This is a genomic window from Solibacillus sp. FSL R5-0691 (genome assembly GCF_037974225.1).
Classification (GTDB): Bacteria; Bacillota; Bacilli; order Bacillales_A; family Planococcaceae; genus Solibacillus.
Genome location: NZ_CP150231.1, coordinates 907964 through 925464, shown reverse-complemented (window position 1 = coordinate 925464; position 17501 = coordinate 907964). Strand labels below are relative to the sequence as shown.

16 protein-coding genes and 1 pseudogene are annotated in these 17501 nt (G+C 40.9%); 2 read left to right on the top strand and 15 right to left on the bottom strand.

Annotation, left to right across the window (positions count from 1 at the left end):
- Positions 1-182: 182 nt before the first annotated feature.
- Positions 183-1055 carry a diacylglycerol kinase family protein gene (locus MKY51_RS04420; RefSeq protein ID WP_339175511.1) on the bottom strand — a complete coding sequence of 291 codons (873 nt, stop codon included), beginning with the start codon at positions 1053-1055 and terminating at the stop codon, positions 183-185.
- Positions 1056-1271: 216 nt separating this feature from the next.
- Here MKY51_RS04420 and rpmB point away from each other — a divergent pair, with 216 nt between their 5' ends.
- Complete coding sequence (rpmB, locus tag MKY51_RS04415) at positions 1272-1460, top strand: 50S ribosomal protein L28 (RefSeq protein WP_004227417.1); 189 nt, start codon at positions 1272-1274, stop codon at positions 1458-1460.
- 348 nt (positions 1461-1808) lie between these two features.
- Here rpmB and MKY51_RS04410 read toward each other — a convergent pair whose 3' ends face one another.
- The 14 genes and pseudogenes from MKY51_RS04410 to MKY51_RS04345 all read right to left on the bottom strand — a co-directional run bounded on the left by MKY51_RS04410 (position 1809) and on the right by MKY51_RS04345 (position 15493).
- Positions 1809-2438, bottom strand: coding sequence for a thiamine diphosphokinase (locus MKY51_RS04410; protein WP_339175510.1), 630 nt, complete (start codon positions 2436-2438; stop codon positions 1809-1811).
- On the bottom strand, positions 2435-3100 hold the full coding sequence (gene rpe, locus MKY51_RS04405; RefSeq protein ID WP_339175509.1) for a ribulose-phosphate 3-epimerase: 666 nt from the start codon (positions 3098-3100) through the stop codon (positions 2435-2437). Before rpe ends, MKY51_RS04410 begins: the two co-directional genes overlap by 4 nt.
- Before the next feature lie 2 nt (positions 3101-3102).
- Positions 3103-3984, bottom strand: coding sequence for a ribosome small subunit-dependent GTPase A (gene rsgA, locus MKY51_RS04400; RefSeq protein WP_339175508.1), 882 nt, complete (start codon positions 3982-3984; stop codon positions 3103-3105).
- Between the two features lie 11 nt (positions 3985-3995).
- Entirely contained in the window at positions 3996-5969 is a 1974-nt protein-coding gene (pknB, locus tag MKY51_RS04395; protein ID WP_339175506.1) for a Stk1 family PASTA domain-containing Ser/Thr kinase, read from the bottom strand.
- Between the two features lie 2 nt (positions 5970-5971).
- A complete protein-coding gene (locus MKY51_RS04390) occupies positions 5972-6718 on the bottom strand; it encodes a Stp1/IreP family PP2C-type Ser/Thr phosphatase (protein WP_339175504.1) in 747 nt (248 codons plus the stop codon).
- Between the two features lie 10 nt (positions 6719-6728).
- Positions 6729-7877: a 23S rRNA (adenine(2503)-C(2))-methyltransferase RlmN gene (gene rlmN / locus MKY51_RS04385; protein WP_339175503.1), complete on the bottom strand. Its 1149-nt coding sequence runs from the start codon at positions 7875-7877 to the stop codon at positions 6729-6731.
- Positions 7878-7880: 3 nt separating this feature from the next.
- A complete protein-coding gene (gene rsmB / locus MKY51_RS04380; protein WP_339175502.1) occupies positions 7881-9242 on the bottom strand; it encodes a 16S rRNA (cytosine(967)-C(5))-methyltransferase RsmB in 1362 nt (453 codons plus the stop codon).
- The gene (gene fmt, locus MKY51_RS04375; protein WP_339175501.1) at positions 9239-10180 is read right to left on the bottom strand and encodes a methionyl-tRNA formyltransferase; all 942 of its coding nucleotides are present in this window, start codon (positions 10178-10180) and stop codon (positions 9239-9241) included. Before fmt ends, rsmB begins: the two co-directional genes overlap by 4 nt.
- A gap of 3 nt (positions 10181-10183) precedes the next feature.
- A complete protein-coding gene (gene def, locus MKY51_RS04370; RefSeq protein WP_339175500.1) occupies positions 10184-10675 on the bottom strand; it encodes a peptide deformylase in 492 nt (163 codons plus the stop codon).
- A 23-nt stretch (positions 10676-10698) separates the two neighbouring features.
- A complete protein-coding gene (gene priA, locus MKY51_RS04365; RefSeq protein WP_339175498.1) occupies positions 10699-13107 on the bottom strand; it encodes a primosomal protein N' in 2409 nt (802 codons plus the stop codon).
- Positions 13108-13133: 26 nt separating this feature from the next.
- A pseudogene (coaBC, locus tag MKY51_RS04360) lies at positions 13134-13667 on the bottom strand (bifunctional phosphopantothenoylcysteine decarboxylase/phosphopantothenate--cysteine ligase CoaBC); the annotation flags it as partial.
- Positions 13668-13754: 87 nt separating this feature from the next.
- On the bottom strand, positions 13755-13979 hold the full coding sequence (gene rpoZ / locus MKY51_RS04355) for a DNA-directed RNA polymerase subunit omega (RefSeq protein ID WP_079525096.1): 225 nt from the start codon (positions 13977-13979) through the stop codon (positions 13755-13757).
- Positions 13980-13983: 4 nt separating this feature from the next.
- Positions 13984-14601: a guanylate kinase gene (gene gmk / locus MKY51_RS04350; RefSeq protein WP_339175496.1), complete on the bottom strand. Its 618-nt coding sequence runs from the start codon at positions 14599-14601 to the stop codon at positions 13984-13986.
- Between the two features lie 16 nt (positions 14602-14617).
- Complete coding sequence (locus MKY51_RS04345; protein WP_339175495.1) at positions 14618-15493, bottom strand: YicC/YloC family endoribonuclease; 876 nt, start codon at positions 15491-15493, stop codon at positions 14618-14620.
- 289 nt (positions 15494-15782) lie between these two features.
- Here MKY51_RS04345 and MKY51_RS04340 point away from each other — a divergent pair, with 289 nt between their 5' ends.
- Entirely contained in the window at positions 15783-17465 is a 1683-nt protein-coding gene (locus tag MKY51_RS04340) for an NFACT RNA binding domain-containing protein (RefSeq protein WP_339175494.1), read from the top strand.
- Positions 17466-17501 lie beyond the last annotated feature (36 nt).

The window sequence follows — 17501 nt, the reverse complement described above, 5'->3', positions numbered from 1 at the left end:
AGAAAACGTTCATCTACGTCTAGCCTGAAGTCGTTTTTTAAAATTTCTCTTAATTAAACTGCTCTTTATTTTTAATCAGAACAACATCATACTATAATAATTTTTTAGTACAATCTAATTAGAGTATTTGACTATTTCCGGTTGTTATACAAAGAAGCATTCATGAAACGAATCCCGGTGCTTTATTTCGTAAAAAATTCGATATGATTATGCAAAATCGAGATTTTCGCCGGAAGTTGGCTGATTAAATCACCGTCAACATTCAGCGGAAGTGCTTCATTCGCGTTAATATGCATTTCCTGTGCATTGAATTTAATAATATTGTCATCATCCTCATAATTGCCTGTCAGCAGGTTTTTAGCTGTGCCTACCACTTGTAGCGTGTTCGTACTTTTAATAATAAATCCGTGCAGGAGACCGTCAGATTTATCAGCTTCTTCATTCATGTGACGGAAGCTTCCGACTGAATCGGTCAAAACACATATGAAGAGCATCATATCTTCTTTATACATTTTTCCGTCTGCTTTAACTTCCATTTCATAAGTATCATTTTGTATAGCCGCTTTTACACCTTCAAATAGGTAAGCGAGCGAACCAAGCGACGTTTTTTGTTCCATCGTCACATCGCCGACCGCTTCTGCCAATAACCCGATTGCAATGACATTCGTGAAGTAATAATCATTCACTTTCCCGATATCTGCTTTTGTTGTTTTCCCACCGAGTAACGCAATCGCCTCATCCGGATCAAGCGAAATATCCAATGCACGGGCAAAATCATTGACTGTCCCCAATGGAATGATCCCTACAACAGGGCGGTGGGGCTGTTCTGCGATGCCGTTGATCCCTTCATTTACCGTACCGTCTCCCCCGACTAAAATAACCGCATCATATTTCTCGTCGCATGCCATTTTAGCAAAGCGGGTTGCATCCTTTTCACCTGTAGTTTCTTTTACGACAACTTCATAATTATGTAATTGTGCGATAATTTTCTTTTCGTACTCACTTGCCTTTTCTTTTCCTGAAGTAGGATTGATGATGACCATACATTTTTTCATAATTGCTTCCTCCTAAGTAATTCGTTTATAGTGTCTATTACCTTTTCCAGGAAGTTTTTAATCCCGAATAAGCAAAATGGGGTGTAAAGGTTTTTTTCTTGAAAGGTTGTGCAAAATGTCTTGCACTCATTGCCTCTGTATGTTAAATTATTATGGTATGTGAAATAACGAACTGAAATAAAGATTTCAGATTCAGCTGTAAGGAGGAATTTTACAATGCCAAAACAATGCGTAATTACTGGCCGTAAAGCTCGTACAGGCAACAACCGTTCACACGCTATGAACGCTAACAAACGTACTTGGGGTGCTAACCTTCAAAAAGTTCGTATCTTAGTTGACGGTAAGCCAAAACGTGTATGGGTTTCTGCTCGTGCTTTAAAATCAGGTAAAATCGAGCGCGTATAATCGCGTATAGAGTATCAGCATTTGCTGATACTCTATTTTTTTGCAAAAAAATAAAAAATGCGCTAAAGCGCCCGGTCAAGGTTCCCCACTTTTGCACGGAGGGACTGAAATGTCCAGGGAGCTGGCGCTTTAGCCTGGACGCGAACAAATACTTATTTCCAGGTTATCCATATGCGATAGTATATACTTTCCTGAATAACAAAAAATACAGCCCATAATCGCTATGAGCTGTAGCCAGGATCTTTATTTTTCTTTTTTATCTCTACGAAACAACTTCACGCAGCCTCTTGCTACACCGCTTAACCACTTAGGCATTTGGAATGTATATACTTTCAGCGTTGTTCCTCCTTAATCTTTACTCTTTATCATTAAACATATGCCTTCCTCAAATGAAATAGACCCTGTACCTATTATTTCATTGCTTGTGAAACGCGTTGTCCCCTGCTCAATCACTTCATCTGTCGTTTCATATTTAACCCCACGCAACGTAACGTTCTGAAGAGTTTTTCCATAGGCAAAAAACGATACATAAGTATAATGATCTTCTGTCAAAGTATGTGTACCCGGCAGTAAAAATTGAATGACATTATGAGAATTAATGATTTTAAAAGTAATATGAGGATATTGCTGCTGCATAAGAAAAACAGATCTTAAAGTCGCTTCGTAATGATCCAAGCGCCCGCCTGTAACACCTGTCAAAAAGACTTCCTGCGGCTCATATGTAAGTGCCTTCAGCAAGGCTAAGTCTGTATCCGTCTCATCTTTTTCAGCCTGAAACTGTTCCACATGGTCTACAACTTCGGAAATCCGCGCAAATTCCTCCGCTGTAATAGAATCAAAATCGCCAACGATGCTGTGGGGCAGTATCCCTTCGTCCACTAAATACAATGCACCCCGGTCGACTCCAATCCATATATCCGGTGTTAAAGAAAAGGCGACCTCATGTACGGGGCCGCCTGAGCAGATTGCAACAATCATTGAATTGCCGCTAATCCTGCTTGTTTAATTTCCTGTAAAGCCTGTGCGCGATTTTCTTTACTGTAAATAGCTGAACCCGCAACAAACACCGTTGCCCCCGCTTTTGCACAAGGTACGATTGTTTCAGCGTTAATGCCGCCATCAATTTCGATTTCGATATTCAGGCCACGTTCTTTAATGATTTTCGATAGTGCTTCTACTTTCGGCACAACGGATTCAATGAACTTTTGCCCGCCAAAGCCCGGGTTAACCGTCATAAACAGCACCATATCAACATCTTCCAAAATATGCTGAATCGTTTCAATCGGCGTATGCGGATTTAATACAACCCCCGGTTTAACACCAAATGAACGGATTAGCTGGATTGTACGGTGCAAATGGCGGCATGCTTCAACATGTACCGTAATGTAGTCTGCTCCCGCTTTCGCAAATTGTTCAATATACTGATCGGGATTTTCAATCATTAAATGTACGTCCATCGGTAATGTAGAAAGGGGACGAATTGCTTCTAATGCAATTGCACCAAATGAAATATTCGGTACGAAATGGCCGTCCATTACGTCGATATGGATCAATTCTGCTCCTGCTGCTTCTACTTCTTTTACCTCTTGTCCCAGCTTTGCAAAGTCTGCTGCTAAAATTGATGGTGCAATTTTAATCATGTCTAATACCTCGGCTTTCGGTCAATAATTTCTTGTAAAATTTGTTCATAGTGCTCATAGCGGTACGAACGGATTTCACCTGTTTCCACCGCTTGTTTTACCGCACATTTCGGTTCCTTTATATGCAGGCAGCCACGGAACTTACAATTCTCGCTAATTCGCTCGAACTCTGGTAAACAAGATGTCAGCTCTTCCTTTTCAATCATTTCAAAATCGAAAGAACTGAAGCCTGGCGTATCTGCCAATAGCCCTCCACATACTTCAATAAGCTCTACATGACGTGTCGTATGTTTTCCTCGTCCTAAACTTTTTGAAATTATGCCTGTTTTTAAATGCAGTTCAGGAAGCAATGTATTTAACAATGTAGACTTTCCGACACCAGACTGTCCGGCAAGCACCGATGTTTTTTCCTGCAAATAAGGTTCAATCTTTTCCAGCAATGTTGGATCATCAATATAAGTTTCAATAATGTCATAGCCGATTGCCTTATAATCGTCAATATAGTTTTGTAAATGTGCCCGTTCAGCATCATTCAATAGATCCATTTTCGTTAAAATAATGATCGGCTGTACATGGAACGACTCAAGCACGACTAAAAAACGGTCGAGCAGAACTGTATTAAAATCCGGTTCTTTTGCGGAAAATACTAGTAAGGCCTGATCCACATTCGCAATAGGAGGCCGAACAAGTTCATTTTGGCGTTCCAGAATTTTATCGATTGAACCATCTGATTCACCGTCATACGAATATTCCACAAAATCGCCGACAAGTGGAGATTCTCCGCGATTACGGAAAATCCCACGAGCGCGACATTGAATTAAATCGCCGTCTTTTTCAACATAATAATAGCCGCTTAATGCTTTTCGAATTTGGGCTTGCGCCATCCAATTCCTCCTTATTCCGCCAATTCTTCATAAGTAATTGTTTTATTTTCGATTACGTTGTTATCCCGTACAATCTGGTAGGCTGCTTTATCCCCTTCAACAATAACCAACTTAATTGTATATAAAGTATCTTCAGTAATTGTGATTGTTTCTACTGGCTCTGCCATCGTACGTGTTTTGTCCTGAATGTAAATCGATACCTCTTGTTCCATTCCTTCTTCAAAAGGCTCATACGGAATTTCAATTGTGTTTGTATAGAACTTTTCCTGCTTAGCTTTCGGTCCTTTAGAGATGACAACGTTGATTGTGCCACCTTTTTCGAGCTTTGTACCTGCTTTTGGTGTTTGACTGATAACTTCACCGGCCGGTTTTTCCGAATATTCCTCACCTGTCACATTCACTTTAAATCCTGAGCTTTTTTCATATTCTGAACGGTTTGCTTCATTAAATGCCATTAAGTCACGTACCGTTACTTGCTCCTGACCTCTGCTGACTGTTAACACAACATCCGTTTCATTGACGTGAATTTCCTCTCCGGCTTCAGGTGTTTGAGCGATAATTTCGCCTGCTGGATGCTCTGTAGAATATTCTTCTTTGAAATCATAGTCGTTAAATTCTTCTAAAGCATCCATTACCTCATCACGCTGCTTGCCGACGAAATCTTCCATCTTCGTCATTTCCCTACCGATGCTGACGATTAAATCAACTGTCGTGCCTTTTTCACGTTCCCGACCTGCCTGCGGGTTCGTTTCGATGACATTTCCGGATTCAATCTCTTCATTGTTGCGTTCTTCCTGTTCTCCTATCACGAAGCCCTGCTCTTCCAAAATTCGAATCGCTTCTTCAACCGTCATATCTGTCACATCTTCTACAACGACTCTATTTGGAGTCAGGAGGACAGCTGCTACTACAGCACCAATTGTTAAAAGAACTAAAAGCCCAACAATTAGCGGCCATTTCTTCTTTTTCTTTTTCTTTTTTGGTTTTGACGGCTTCGGTTCTTCTTCGACCGGCGGATTTGAATCGATCCGGACTGTTTGTTCTGTTAGATTGGTAGACGGCTCCTTCACTGGGATAGGAACAGGCTTTGGATCTTTTATAATCGGAATCAGTTTTGTCGCTCCGTCATCTACCGGCGGCATAAATTTAGGCTCATTCACCCGCTGTATTGATAAACATGTATTTAAATCTTCTTCCATCTCTTCTGCATTGCTGTAGCGGTGGTTTTGGTCTTTTGCTGTAGCCTTTAATACGATATTTTCCACACTTTGCGGAATGCTTGCATCGAGTTCACGTACTGAAGGTGTTTCCGCCTGCAGATGCTTTAACGCAATAGATACAGCAGATTCCCCTGAAAATGGTAATTCTCCTGTTAATAGCTCATAAAAGACAATCCCAAGTGCATATATATCAGACTTCATTGTTGCTAAACCGCCGCGCGCCTGCTCCGGCGATAAATAATGAACAGTTCCGATGACTGAGTTTGTTTGCGTGAAGCTCGTTGCTCCAAGCGATGTCGCAATCCCGAAATCAGTAATTTTTACGTTGCCTTCTTCGTCCATCAATATATTTTGTGGCTTAATATCTCGATGAATGATGCCGTTTTCATGTGCATGGGCAATCGCCGATGTTAGCTGCTTCATAATATGGACGCTACGTGCTGCAGATAAAGGTGAAAACTCTTGTATGTATTGTTTTAATGTTTTCCCCTTAATGTATTCCATGACAATGTAGTGCATATCCTCATCTTCGCCAACATCATAGATGCTTACGATATTTGGATTAGTCAGACTTGTTGCAGACAATGCTTCACGCTGGAAACGACGGTGCAATTCTTCTTCATTTGATAAATCATAACGCAATATTTTAATTGCGACGTCACGACTTAAAATAATGTCGTGTGCCAAATAGACATTTGACATCCCGCCTCCGCCAATTAACTTTAAAATTTTATATCGGCCACCTATATGTTTTCCTACTAGCATTGTTACACCTCCTGCACCGTTGTCATTAAGATAAGGGAAATATTATCCTCTCCGCCACGATCATTTGCAATTTGAACTAATTTTTTTCCTTTTTCCTGAATGGTAACCGGCATAGTAATAATTTGGCCCATTTCCTCTGTAGAAAGTTTATTACTTAACCCGTCAGAACAAATGAGTAAAAAGGCCTCATTTGATAAAGTCATTTCATAAAAATCAGGTTCAATTGAAATTTCTGTACCGAGTGCTTTTAATATAAAGTTCCGTTGAGGATGATTTTGTGCCTCTTCTTCACTAATTTCTCCATTTTCCAATAAAATATTTACATAAGAATGATCTCTCGTTACTAACTTTACTGTTTCGTTTGTAATATGGTATACACGACTATCGCCGACATGGCTTATCGTGCAATCATTCCTGTCAAGCAACACCGCAATCATTGTCGTTCCCATACCTTGACAATTTTCATGTGTTAATGAGTAATGATATATTTTCTGATTAATATGTGACACCGCATTACGCAACCATTCCAGCTTTAACTGTTTTGTTGCAAAACTTTCTGCATTTTCCTGTTTAAAGAGTTCATGCATTTCGGTAATAACCATTTCACTCGCTACATCACCAGCATTATGACCACCCATACCATCTGCTAAAATCGCAAGCTTAAAATGATCGGGGCGCTCAAAAAACGCGGCCCGATCTTCATTTATTTTTCGCTTTAACCCAATATCACTTTCCACTGTAAAGTTCACTATAGTCCACCTACTTTGTTTCGTGTGATCGTTCCTGTGCACGTAACTGGCCACATGCAGCTGCAATATCTGCACCTTGCTCACGACGGATTGTTACGTTAATCCCCTGCTCTTTAAGCGTTCTTTCAAAAGCAAAAATTTTACTGCGTGATGTACGAATATAATCACGCTCCGGCACGTAGTTAATCGGAATTAAGTTAACATGACACTTCACATTTTTAATCAGCTTCGCCAGTTCCAATGCTACTTCTTCTGTATCATTTTGCCCTGACATTAAACCGTATTCAAATGTGACACGACGTCCTGTTTTCTTTGTATAGTATTTTACTGCTTCCATCAATTCTTCTAATTTATATGCTTTTGCAATCGGCATTAATTTCTGACGCGCCTCTTGGTTTGGTGCATGTAGTGAAACCGCAAAGTTAATTTGCATACCTTCATCTGCGAATTCGTAAATTTTTGGTACAATCCCTGAAGTCGAAACCGTAATATGACGGGCACCGATATTTAATCCTTTGTCATCATTCATGATTTTAAGGAAGTTCATCATTGCATCATAATTATCAAACGGCTCGCCGATTCCCATAATTACGATTGATGATACACGCTCGTCTGTTTCATCAAGCTGTTGCTGTACTTTTACGACCTGCTCGACAATTTCTCCTGCCATTAAATGACGTTTCAAGCCACCTAAAGTAGATGCACAGAATGTACAGCCAATACGGCAACCTACTTGTGTTGTTACACAAATTGAATTTCCGTAATCATGACGCATCAATACTGTTTCAATTGAATAGCCGTCCTGCAGCTGGAATAAAAACTTGATCGTACCGTCTTTTGATTCCTGCTTAATAATTGTTGAAAGTGTTGTTAAAGCAAACTCCGCTTCCAGTTTTTCGCGTAATGCTTTCGGTAAGTTGGACATTTCTTCAAACGTTTGAACACGTTTTTCATAAAGCCATTCATAAATCTGTGCAGCACGGAAAGCCTTTTCTCCATTTGCTGTCAGCCATTCCTTCATTTCATCCAGACGTAATGAATAGATCGAAGGTTTTAACTGAGGTTTTTCTTTTTTTGCACGACGTACTGGCTTATCTGCTGTTTCTTCCACTAAATCCTGAATTCGTTCATCAAATTGTTTTAATTGTTCTTGCTCCATTAGTTAATTGGACGCTCCTTTTTTTACGAATGCAGCTACGAAAAATCCGTCACTGCCTATATCTTGCGGGAATACTTGCAGCATCCCGTCCTGTTGCTTCGCTTCTAGTTGTGTCGGTAAATTTTCAATTGGCACCAAGTTCATTTCTGGGTGCTCTTTTAAGAAGGCTTGTACCGTACCTTCATTTTCACTGCGGTCTACTGTGCATGTTGAATACACTAATCGTCCGTCTTCTTTCAATAGCTGTACTGCATTATCTAAAATCGAAAGCTGAATTGTTTGCAGGCTCTCTAAATCTTCTTCACGCTTCGTATATTTAATATCCGGTTTGCGTCGCATTACGCCCAAGCCTGAGCATGGTGCATCGACCAAAATCGCATCATAGCCTTCCTTTTGTAAAAAGCTTGCGGCTTTTCTTCCATCAAGAGGTGCTGTTTCGATAATATCCAATCCAAGACGCGCAACGTTTTCCTCGATTAAATCCAATTTTTTCGGATGTAGATCGGTCGCTAAAATCGAGCCTTCATTTTTCATCACTTCGGCAAGATGTGTTGTTTTTCCGCCTGGTGCTGCACACATATCGAGTACTTTCATGCCAGGCTGCGGATTCAGCACTTTGGCCGGCAGCATCGAGCTTTCATCCTGAATTGTAATAAGCCCATTGCGGAACGCTCCTGTACGTGCCGCCTGCCCGCTTTCAAGATGCAGACATTCGGGTATAAATTCACTGCGGCGCGCTTTTACACCTTCACGTTCAAGCGTCGTCAAAACTTGCTCGACAGTCGCTTTTGTCGTATTGACACGAACTGTCTGCAGTGGTGCAATATTATTCTCAAGAAGCATTTCACGTGTTTTCTCATAGCCGTAGCTTTCCACCCAGCGGTCAACCAACCACTGCGGATGACTCGTTTCGACTGCCAGACGCTCATTTGCATCTTCTATTAAATCGGTCGAACGAACACCTTCACGTAAAATCGAACGTAAAATCCCGTTTACCATTGAGGCAATCCCTTTATGGCCGCGGCGTTTTGCGATTTCCACTGCTTCATTTACTGCAGCATGTGCAGGAATACGTGTTAAATACTGCATTTGATAGAGTGACATACGCAACAGCCAGCGCACCCAAATATCCACCTTCCCGCGGATAAATGGCTCCAAATAATAATCCAGTGTCAGTTTATGCTGCAATGTTCCATATGTGAGCTCTGTTAAAAGGCCACGGTCTTTCGCATCGATTTTATATTTCTCAATTGTTTGGTGTAATAATAAATTGCTGTATGCCTGGCTTTTGTCGACTGTCAATAAAATCGTTAAAGCGGCATCCCGAACATTACCGTCCCAAATCACTTGTTTCTTTTTACTCATTCAAAACGGTCCCCAATCTGTAATTTCGAGCCCGTACCACGTAAAAACTCTTCTGCTGTCATGCGCTTTTTACCTGCTGGTTGTACATCATACAGCGCTAATGTACCACCATCTCCTGTCGCTACTTCAAAGTGATCTTTTTCGATTTTCACGACTTCTCCTGGTGCAGCTTTTGTTGAAGTTTCTCCAACTTTTGCCGCCCAGACTTTAAAGTTAGCCCCTTCAAATGTCGTATAGGCGACAGGCCAAGGGTGCAATCCACGCACTTGATTATACAATGCACGTGCTTCATTATTCCAATCAATCAACTCCTGTTCACGGCTAATATTGCGCGCGAATGTTACGAGTGATTCATCTTGTGGAATGCGGGCATTTGTCCCATTAATAATCGATGGCATTGTTTCCTTTAATAATTCACGGCCAACCGCACTTAATTTCTCAAACATTGTGCCTGTATTGTCCGTATCCTCAATAGCAATTTCCTTTTGTGAAATAATATCACCAGCATCCAGTTTTTCCGCCATATACATAATTGTTACACCTGTTGTTGCCTGGCCATCAATAATTGCCTGATGAATCGGTGCACCGCCTCGGTATGCGGGCAATAACGATGCATGGACATTAATACAGCCTAATCGTGGAGCATCAAGCAGTTCTTTCGGCAAAATTTGTCCAAATGCCGCTGTTACAACAAGGTCTGCATTTAACGCTAAAATTTCTTCCAGCTCCTGTGAACCGCGCAGCTTTTCAGGCTGAATAACCGGTAAACCTAGTTGTAATGCTTCTTCTTTCACAGGTGGTGGCGTTAATACTTTTTTACGACCAACTGGACGGTCCGGCTGAGTTACAACCGCTGCGATGTCATAGCCTTCTTCATGAAGCATGCGCAAAATCGGTGCTGAAAAGGCAGGTGTTCCCATAAATACGATTTTAGTCATCGATTACTCCTCCTCAGCGTCCGCGTATAGCTCTTCTATTTCTTCCTCTGTTAATACACGCGTCATTTTAGAATCAAATAAAACACCTTCTAAATGATCGATTTCATGCAAAATACAACGTGCTTCAAAGTCTTCAGCTTCAAGTTCATAAACACGGCCTTCACGGTCGGATGCTTCAATTTTTACGTAAGTTGGACGCTTGACCATTCCGAACAGGTCCGGAAAACTTAAACAGCCTTCCACATCTTCTTCTTCACCACGTGTTTCAATAACGATCGGGTTGATCATTTCTAAAATATCTTCGCCTAATTCTACGATTGCTACACGTAAATCAACATTAATCTGCGGTGCAGCGATTCCTACACCGTCATTTTCTACCATCGTGTCATATAAATCATCTAAAAGTTGAATGATATTTTCATCGATTACTTCAACTTCTCTCGTTTTTTGTGATAATACTTTTGCTGGGTTTTTCACTACTTCTTTAATTGCCATTTTAATACCTCTTTCTATATGCATTAGATCATTGTCGGATCTAAATCAACTGTTAGCACAATGCCTTTTTTTATCCATTCCGATCGATACAGTTTTATAAGCTGTAAAAGAACGGGAATCAAATTTGGCTCTACTTTATATTTTATCAAACATTGATAACGATATCTATTTTGGAGGCGGGCGATACTGGCTGTTGTCGGTCCAATAACAGATACATTGAATGATAAATTGGAACGCAAATACTCCGCGACCCGCCCTGCATATTCTGCAGCAAACATGACATCTTCATGTGTTACTTGAACTAGCGCAATATAATAATAGGGCGGATATCCGGCAAGATGTCTTGCATGCATTTCCCGTTCATAAAATGGTGTATAATGCTGATCCTTTGAAAGCTGGATTGCATAATGCTCAGGAGTATACGTCTGTATATATACTTCACCAAGCTTATTATGGCGTCCTGCCCGTCCGCTCACTTGCGTCATAAGCTGGAATGTTTTTTCCGCAGCCCGGTAATCCGGTAAATGAAGCGAAGTATCGGCACTTAACACGCCGACTAGTGTAATATTCGGAAAATCAAGCCCTTTAGCGATCATTTGTGTACCGAGCAGAATATCTGCTTCGCCCCTACCGAACGCATCGAGCATTTTTTCATGTGCCCCTTTTTGTTTGGTCGTGTCGACATCCATCCGCATGACACGCGCCTCAGGAAACAGCTTGTAAATTTCTTCTTCTACCTTTTGCGTACCGGTACCGAAATAACGGATGTTTTCACTTAGACATTCAGGACATGTTTCCGGAATGTATTCATCATGACCGCAATAATGGCATTTCAGCTTTTCCTGATAGCGGTGATATGTCAACGAAATATCACAGTTCGGACATTGCACCGTTGTCCCGCAATCCCGGCATAATACAAACGATGAATAGCCGCGGCGATTTAAAAACAGGACGGTCTGCTCTTTTTTTTCGAGACGGTCACGTAACGCTTCCATAAGCGGTTCCGAAAACATCGAGCGGTTTCCAGCCTGAAGCTGTTCACGCATATCGATAATCTGAACAGACGGCAATGCCTGATTTTTGGCCCGTTGTGACAACGTGAGCAATGTGTATACACCTTTTTTTGCACGCGCAAACGATTCTAATGCAGGTGTCGCACTCCCTAAAATAACAGGGCAGTTATAATAATTCCCACGCCAGATTGCGACATCCCGGGCATGGTAGCGCGGTGAATCTTCCTGTTTGTATGTTGACTCATGTTCTTCATCCAATATAAGCAGACCGAGATTTTTAAACGGTGCAAAAATTGCTGATCGGGCGCCTACAACTACTTTAACTTTCCCTTGCTGTACTTTCCGCCACTCATCATATTTTTCACCGACTGACAAGCCGCTATGCATAACTGCTACTTCATTGCCGAAACGTGATTTGAAACGCTCGGTCATCTGTGGTGTCAATGAGATTTCAGGCACGAGCACAATTGCTTCTTTGCCGTCTGCGATTGTACGCTGAATCGCCTGTAAATACACTTCTGTTTTCCCGCTGCCTGTAATGCCGTGGAGAAGAAATGTTTCTTGACGCTTATCATCTATCGCTTCCGTAATTTTTTTCAGTGCCACATCTTGCTCATCTGTTAATTGTAAAAAGTCCGTTCTTACAACTTCCTTCGTAAACGGATCACGGTAAACTTCTTCTTGTATATACGCTGCTGCCCCTTTTTCAATGACACTGTTTAGTACACTGCTTGTCACTTGAACGGCTTCGTATATTTGTTCCGGTAAAACGACGGCTCCTGCATGTTCCTTCATCCATTCCAATATTGCCCGCTGCTTCGGTGCACGTTTCCCCATTTGTTCGATTATATCTTCTATTTGTTCGCGTGAATAAATTTGTACTTTACGCACTTGTTTTACTTGGCCCTTTTGTTTCACTACATTTTCTATAATGAGCAGACCGTCTTTTACGGCGCGTTTTACCGGTCTCAATAAATTGGCCTTTTCAAATTGGGCTAGATTCACTTTTTCAGTTTTCTCGAAAAAGGGCTGCAGCATTTGCGGTAATTGCGATACTTCGCCTTGCAAAACCGCATACTTTTCATACTTTGCCCGCAATGCACCCGGCAGCATTACTTGTAATGCATCAATTTCGTAGCAGATTGTTTGGTGCTTCAGCCATTTTGCCAAGCTCAGCATTTCCTCAGTTAAAATAGATTCCAAATCGAGTATTTCCGAAATCGGCTTTATTTTTTCTGCCGGTACGTCTGATTCAGCTGTAATGCCGACGACAAACCCAAGCACATTACGCGGTCCGAATGGGACTTTGACGCGACTGCCAATGTCAATCAGCTCTTCCCAATCTTCAGGTATTAAATAATCGAAAGGACGGTCAACTGGATATGCGGAAACATCAACGATTACTTGTGCAAATCTCATTGTCCATCGCTTCCAGTTAGTTCACGAAAATACTTTTCTACAATGGCCGTAATTTTTTCCGGCTCTTCCAGACGTCCTTTTCCTACATAGCCGCATGCCAAAAATCCTTCAGACGGTTCGATAAAGCGGATGCCATCTTCATGAAGTTGTGCAATATTCCGTAAAACGGCCGGATGCTCATACATATGTACATTCATCGCCGGTGCCACCCATACAGGTGCAGTTGTTGCAAGTAAAGTCGTTGTCACCATATCATCCGCCATACCATGCGCCATTTTTGCAATTATATTGGCAGTGGCAGGAGCGACGATTACTAAATCCGCCCAATCCGCCAAATCAATATGCGCAATAACATTGGAATCTTTTTCATCGAAAGTATCAAAAAATACGTCGTTTTTAGACATCACCTGGAAGCTTAAAGGAGTAACGAACTTCTGTGCAGAAGCTGTCATGATTACTTTTACATTAAAGCCTGCCTGAGAAAGTTTGCTCACTAACGCAACCGCTTTATATACGGCAATCCCGCCCGAAACACACAATAGTATATTGTTTTTTTTCATTATTTTACCGTCCTTTCAAAGGATAAGCTCCCAAAGAAAAATTCTTAGGGAGCTTCTACTCAGGGAGTATTCTTTTTACATTACCAACTAGATTTCGTCTTCGTAAACAGTTGAAGCGTCTTGTTGAACTTTGCGAAGCTTTCCGGCAGCTACTTCTTCCAATGCTTTTCCTACTGGCTTGTAAGAAATGTATGAGTTTAAGTGCTCGCCGCCCTCTTCTTGCATTTGGCGCGCGCGTTTTGATGCTAAGCTCACTAAAGAATACTTAGAATCGATTTGTTTTTTCAAATTATCTACTGATGGGTATAACATGGTTTCATTCTCCTCTCAACATTGACAAATAGCGTTTTTCAACACGTTCACGACGGCAGTGTTCTGCTATTATGATAGCATTTATTTTATCACATGCATTTTGAACTTGGTCATTTTCTACAACGTAATCATACAAACTCATCATTTCAACTTCTTCACGAGCAGTAGCGATACGACGGGCGATTACGTCTTCTGTTTCCGTACCACGACCAACCAAACGTTGTTCCAGTTCGGAAATGCTTGGTGGTGCTAAAAAGATAAACAACGCATCTGGTGCTTTTTCACGAATTTGTGCTGCTCCTTGGACTTCAATTTCCAAAAATACATCGCGTCCTGCTTCTAGCGTTTCCTGTACATATGCAAGTGGTGTACCGTAATAATTGCCGACAAATTCTGCATGTTCCAGTAAACCTCCCTGCTCGATTAACGCTTCGAATTCCTCACGTGTTCTAAAGAAATAGTCTACACCATCTTCTTCCCCTTCGCGAGGATTACGTGTTGTCATTGAAATCGAATATTCGTAATTCGTATCCGGTTGTGAAAAGAGCTCTTTTCGTACTGTCCCTTTACCCACACCTGATGGACCAGATAAAACAATTAATAATCCACGTTGTTTTTTCATAAGTAACTCCTTTATATCATTCAATATTTTGAACTTGTTCACGCATTTTTTCTAAAATCGTCTTCGCCTGCACTACTGCAGCTGAGCATTGTGTAGACTGATTTTTTGAACCGATTGTATTAATTTCACGGTTCATTTCCTGCATAATGAAATCAAGTTTACGTCCAATCGCAATGTTTTCAGTTAAAGTTTCGGATAACTGATTAAAATGACTCTCTAAACGGTCGAGCTCTTCTGTAATATCAATACGCTCTGCAAAAATCGCAACTTCTGTAAGTAGTCGATCGTCCAATGATTGACCGCTTATCACTTCTTCTAAACGATTCATTAAACGTTCTCGGTATTTTTCAACTGCGAGCGGAGCATATCGCCGAATTTCAGCTATTTGCGCTTCCAGGTCCGCTTTGTACTGCAGCATCACTTGCTGCAATCCTTGCCCTTCACGAGTACGCATTGCAATAAGGTTCTCGATTGCTTCTGCCAAAGCATTTTTAACAGCATCGATAATTTCATCCTGCATAAACTCAATTTTTTCAACTTGCAACACTTGGTCCAAACTTACAATTTCCTGCATTGTCCACTTTTCCTCCATCGGAACTGTTTGGGACAATTCCTTTTTTGCCTGGAGAAAAGCATTGAGCAGTGACCAATTAATTTGAATCGTCTGTTCAGTGTCATGAAGCTCCTTCAGAAAAATGATAACATCTATTTTCCCACGAGAAACTGCATCCGACAACATTTTTTTTGCTATTACTTCAGATTCCATCCATTCTTTTGGAAACTTAGTATTAATTTCTAAAAAACGATGATTCACAGCACGAATTTCAACAGTGAGTTGAAAGTGTTTCGTTGTTGTGACCCCCCTGCCGAATCCGGTCATACTACGTACCAAGGTTCGTCACATCCTTCTTTACTTAATTGTTTCAATTATAGCATATGTGTGATCGATTTTGCGTTAACGTCTATTATCCAAATATATATTTTATCATAGATAGGAGGTAATAAAATACTTTTTATTTTATGTAAGTAGGAAAGAATTGGCTCCCTTTATCGAGAGTAGTTATCTTTCATATAAAAAATATTTCATTAATAGATAGTCATTTGCGATAACTACAGGTTTGTACGAAAAAATGATATGATTAAACAATCTAAAAGACTTATTTAATGAAAGAGGCATAAAGATGGCATTTGACGGACTATTTACACGTTCGATGAGCAAGGAGCTACAAAGCCTTACATCCGGACGTATCACCAAAATTTATCAGCCGAATGCACTTGAAGTTGTATTGCAAATTCGTGCAGCAGGCCAGAACAGTAAACTATTATTTTCGATACACCCTTCTTATTCCCGTGTTCATATAACAGATCAATCGATTGAAAATCCGGCTGACCCGCCAATGTTTTGTATGCTGTTGCGTAAACATATCGAAGGGGGTTTTATTTCATCTGTTGTACAGGACGGCTTTGAACGGGTGATCACTTTTGAAATCGACAGTAAAAATGAAATCGGCGACGCCGTAAAGCGAAAACTCGTCATCGAAATTATGGGGCGTCATAGTAACCTGCTATTAATCGATGCTCAAAATGATATCATTATTGATAGTATCAAACATCTGCCGCCATCGATGAACAGCTACCGGACCGTTTTGCCGGGGCAGCAATATATCGCACCGCCACAACAACAGAAAATTGCACTGACAAGTTTATCCGATGTAGAGTTGAAAGAAGTATTTTCAAAACAACCTACTACTAAAGATATTGTCGATCAGTTTGCCGGTTTCTCCCCATTGCATGCAAATGAGTTGCTGCACCGTATCACAACAAATGATGCTGTAACAGCTTGCAGACAGCTGATGAACGAAATCGCAACGAGCGCAAATCCGACCTATGTTGAGCAGGAAGGGAAAATCTATTTCTCGCCAACAGCATTAACACATTTGTCAGGAGCAGTTACGAATTATAAGACTCTTGGCGAGCTGCTTGACCGTGTATTTTTTGCCCGTGCAAAACGTGATCGAGTGAAACAGCAAGCCGGTGATCTTGAACGCTGGCTGCAAAATGAACTGAATAAATTAAAGCTGAAACAAAAAAAGCTTCAAAAAGATTATGAACGCGCTCAAAATCTGGAGCAGTTCCAACTTTACGGTGAGCTTTTAATGGCGAATCTTTATAATTTCGAAAAAGGCGCTGAATACGTAGACGTTGAAAACTATTACAGCGAAAATGCCGAAACAGTAAGGATACCGATTAGCCCAAGAAAAACACCGATCGAAAATGCGCAAAGCTATTACACAAAGTACAATAAAGCAAAAACAGCGTTAGTTATGATTGAAGAGCAGAAGCAAAAAGCAACGGAAGACATCAACTATTTGGAAATGCTTACACAGCAAGTGCAGCAAGCGTCCACTAAAGATATCGAGGAAATCCGTGAAGAGCTGGCAGAACAAGGTTTACTTCGAATCCGCCAGGCAAAACGAAAAAAGAAACCGGCAAAACCGGAACCGGAAAAATTCATATCATCTTCCGGTATTTCAATTTCGGTCGGTAAAAACAATAAACAAAATGACTATTTGACATTCAAAATTGGAAAACGTAACGAAGTATGGCTACATACGAAAGATATTCCGGGATCACATGTTGTCATCCATTCGGAAAACCCTGATGAGCAAACTTTGACAGAAGCCGCTGTGTTAAGCGCTTATTTTTCAAAAGCACGTGACTCTTCTTCGGTTCCGGTAGACTATACGGAAATTCGCCATGTGAAAAAACCGAATGGCGCAAAACCAGGATTTGTGATTTATTTTGAACAAAAAACACTTTATGTTACACCAGACGAAGCAGTTGTTATGCAGCTGAAAAAGTAAACAACGAAAAACCGCTTAGAAATTTTCTAAGCGGCT

Coding starts and splice junctions, on each gene's coding strand:
- MKY51_RS04420 (WP_339175511.1), bottom strand. CDS start 1,055: ATGAAAAAATGTATGGTCATCATCAATCCTACTTCAGGAAAAGAAAAG.
- rpmB (WP_004227417.1), top strand. CDS start 1,272: ATGCCAAAACAATGCGTAATTACTGGCCGTAAAGCTCGTACAGGCAAC.
- MKY51_RS04410 (WP_339175510.1), bottom strand. CDS start 2,438: ATGATTGTTGCAATCTGCTCAGGCGGCCCCGTACATGAGGTCGCCTTT.
- rpe (WP_339175509.1), bottom strand. CDS start 3,100: ATGATTAAAATTGCACCATCAATTTTAGCAGCAGACTTTGCAAAGCTG.
- rsgA (WP_339175508.1), bottom strand. CDS start 3,984: ATGGCGCAAGCCCAAATTCGAAAAGCATTAAGCGGCTATTATTATGTT.
- pknB (WP_339175506.1), bottom strand. CDS start 5,969: ATGCTAGTAGGAAAACATATAGGTGGCCGATATAAAATTTTAAAGTTA.
- rlmN (WP_339175503.1), bottom strand. CDS start 7,877: ATGGAGCAAGAACAATTAAAACAATTTGATGAACGAATTCAGGATTTA.
- rsmB (WP_339175502.1), bottom strand. CDS start 9,242: ATGAGTAAAAAGAAACAAGTGATTTGGGACGGTAATGTTCGGGATGCC.
- fmt (WP_339175501.1), bottom strand. CDS start 10,180: ATGACTAAAATCGTATTTATGGGAACACCTGCCTTTTCAGCACCGATT.
- def (WP_339175500.1), bottom strand. CDS start 10,675: ATGGCAATTAAAGAAGTAGTGAAAAACCCAGCAAAAGTATTATCACAA.
- priA (WP_339175498.1), bottom strand. CDS start 13,107: ATGAGATTTGCACAAGTAATCGTTGATGTTTCCGCATATCCAGTTGAC.
- rpoZ (WP_079525096.1), bottom strand. CDS start 13,979: ATGTTATACCCATCAGTAGATAATTTGAAAAAACAAATCGATTCTAAG.
- gmk (WP_339175496.1), bottom strand. CDS start 14,601: ATGAAAAAACAACGTGGATTATTAATTGTTTTATCTGGTCCATCAGGT.
- MKY51_RS04340 (WP_339175494.1), top strand. CDS start 15,783: ATGGCATTTGACGGACTATTTACACGTTCGATGAGCAAGGAGCTACAA.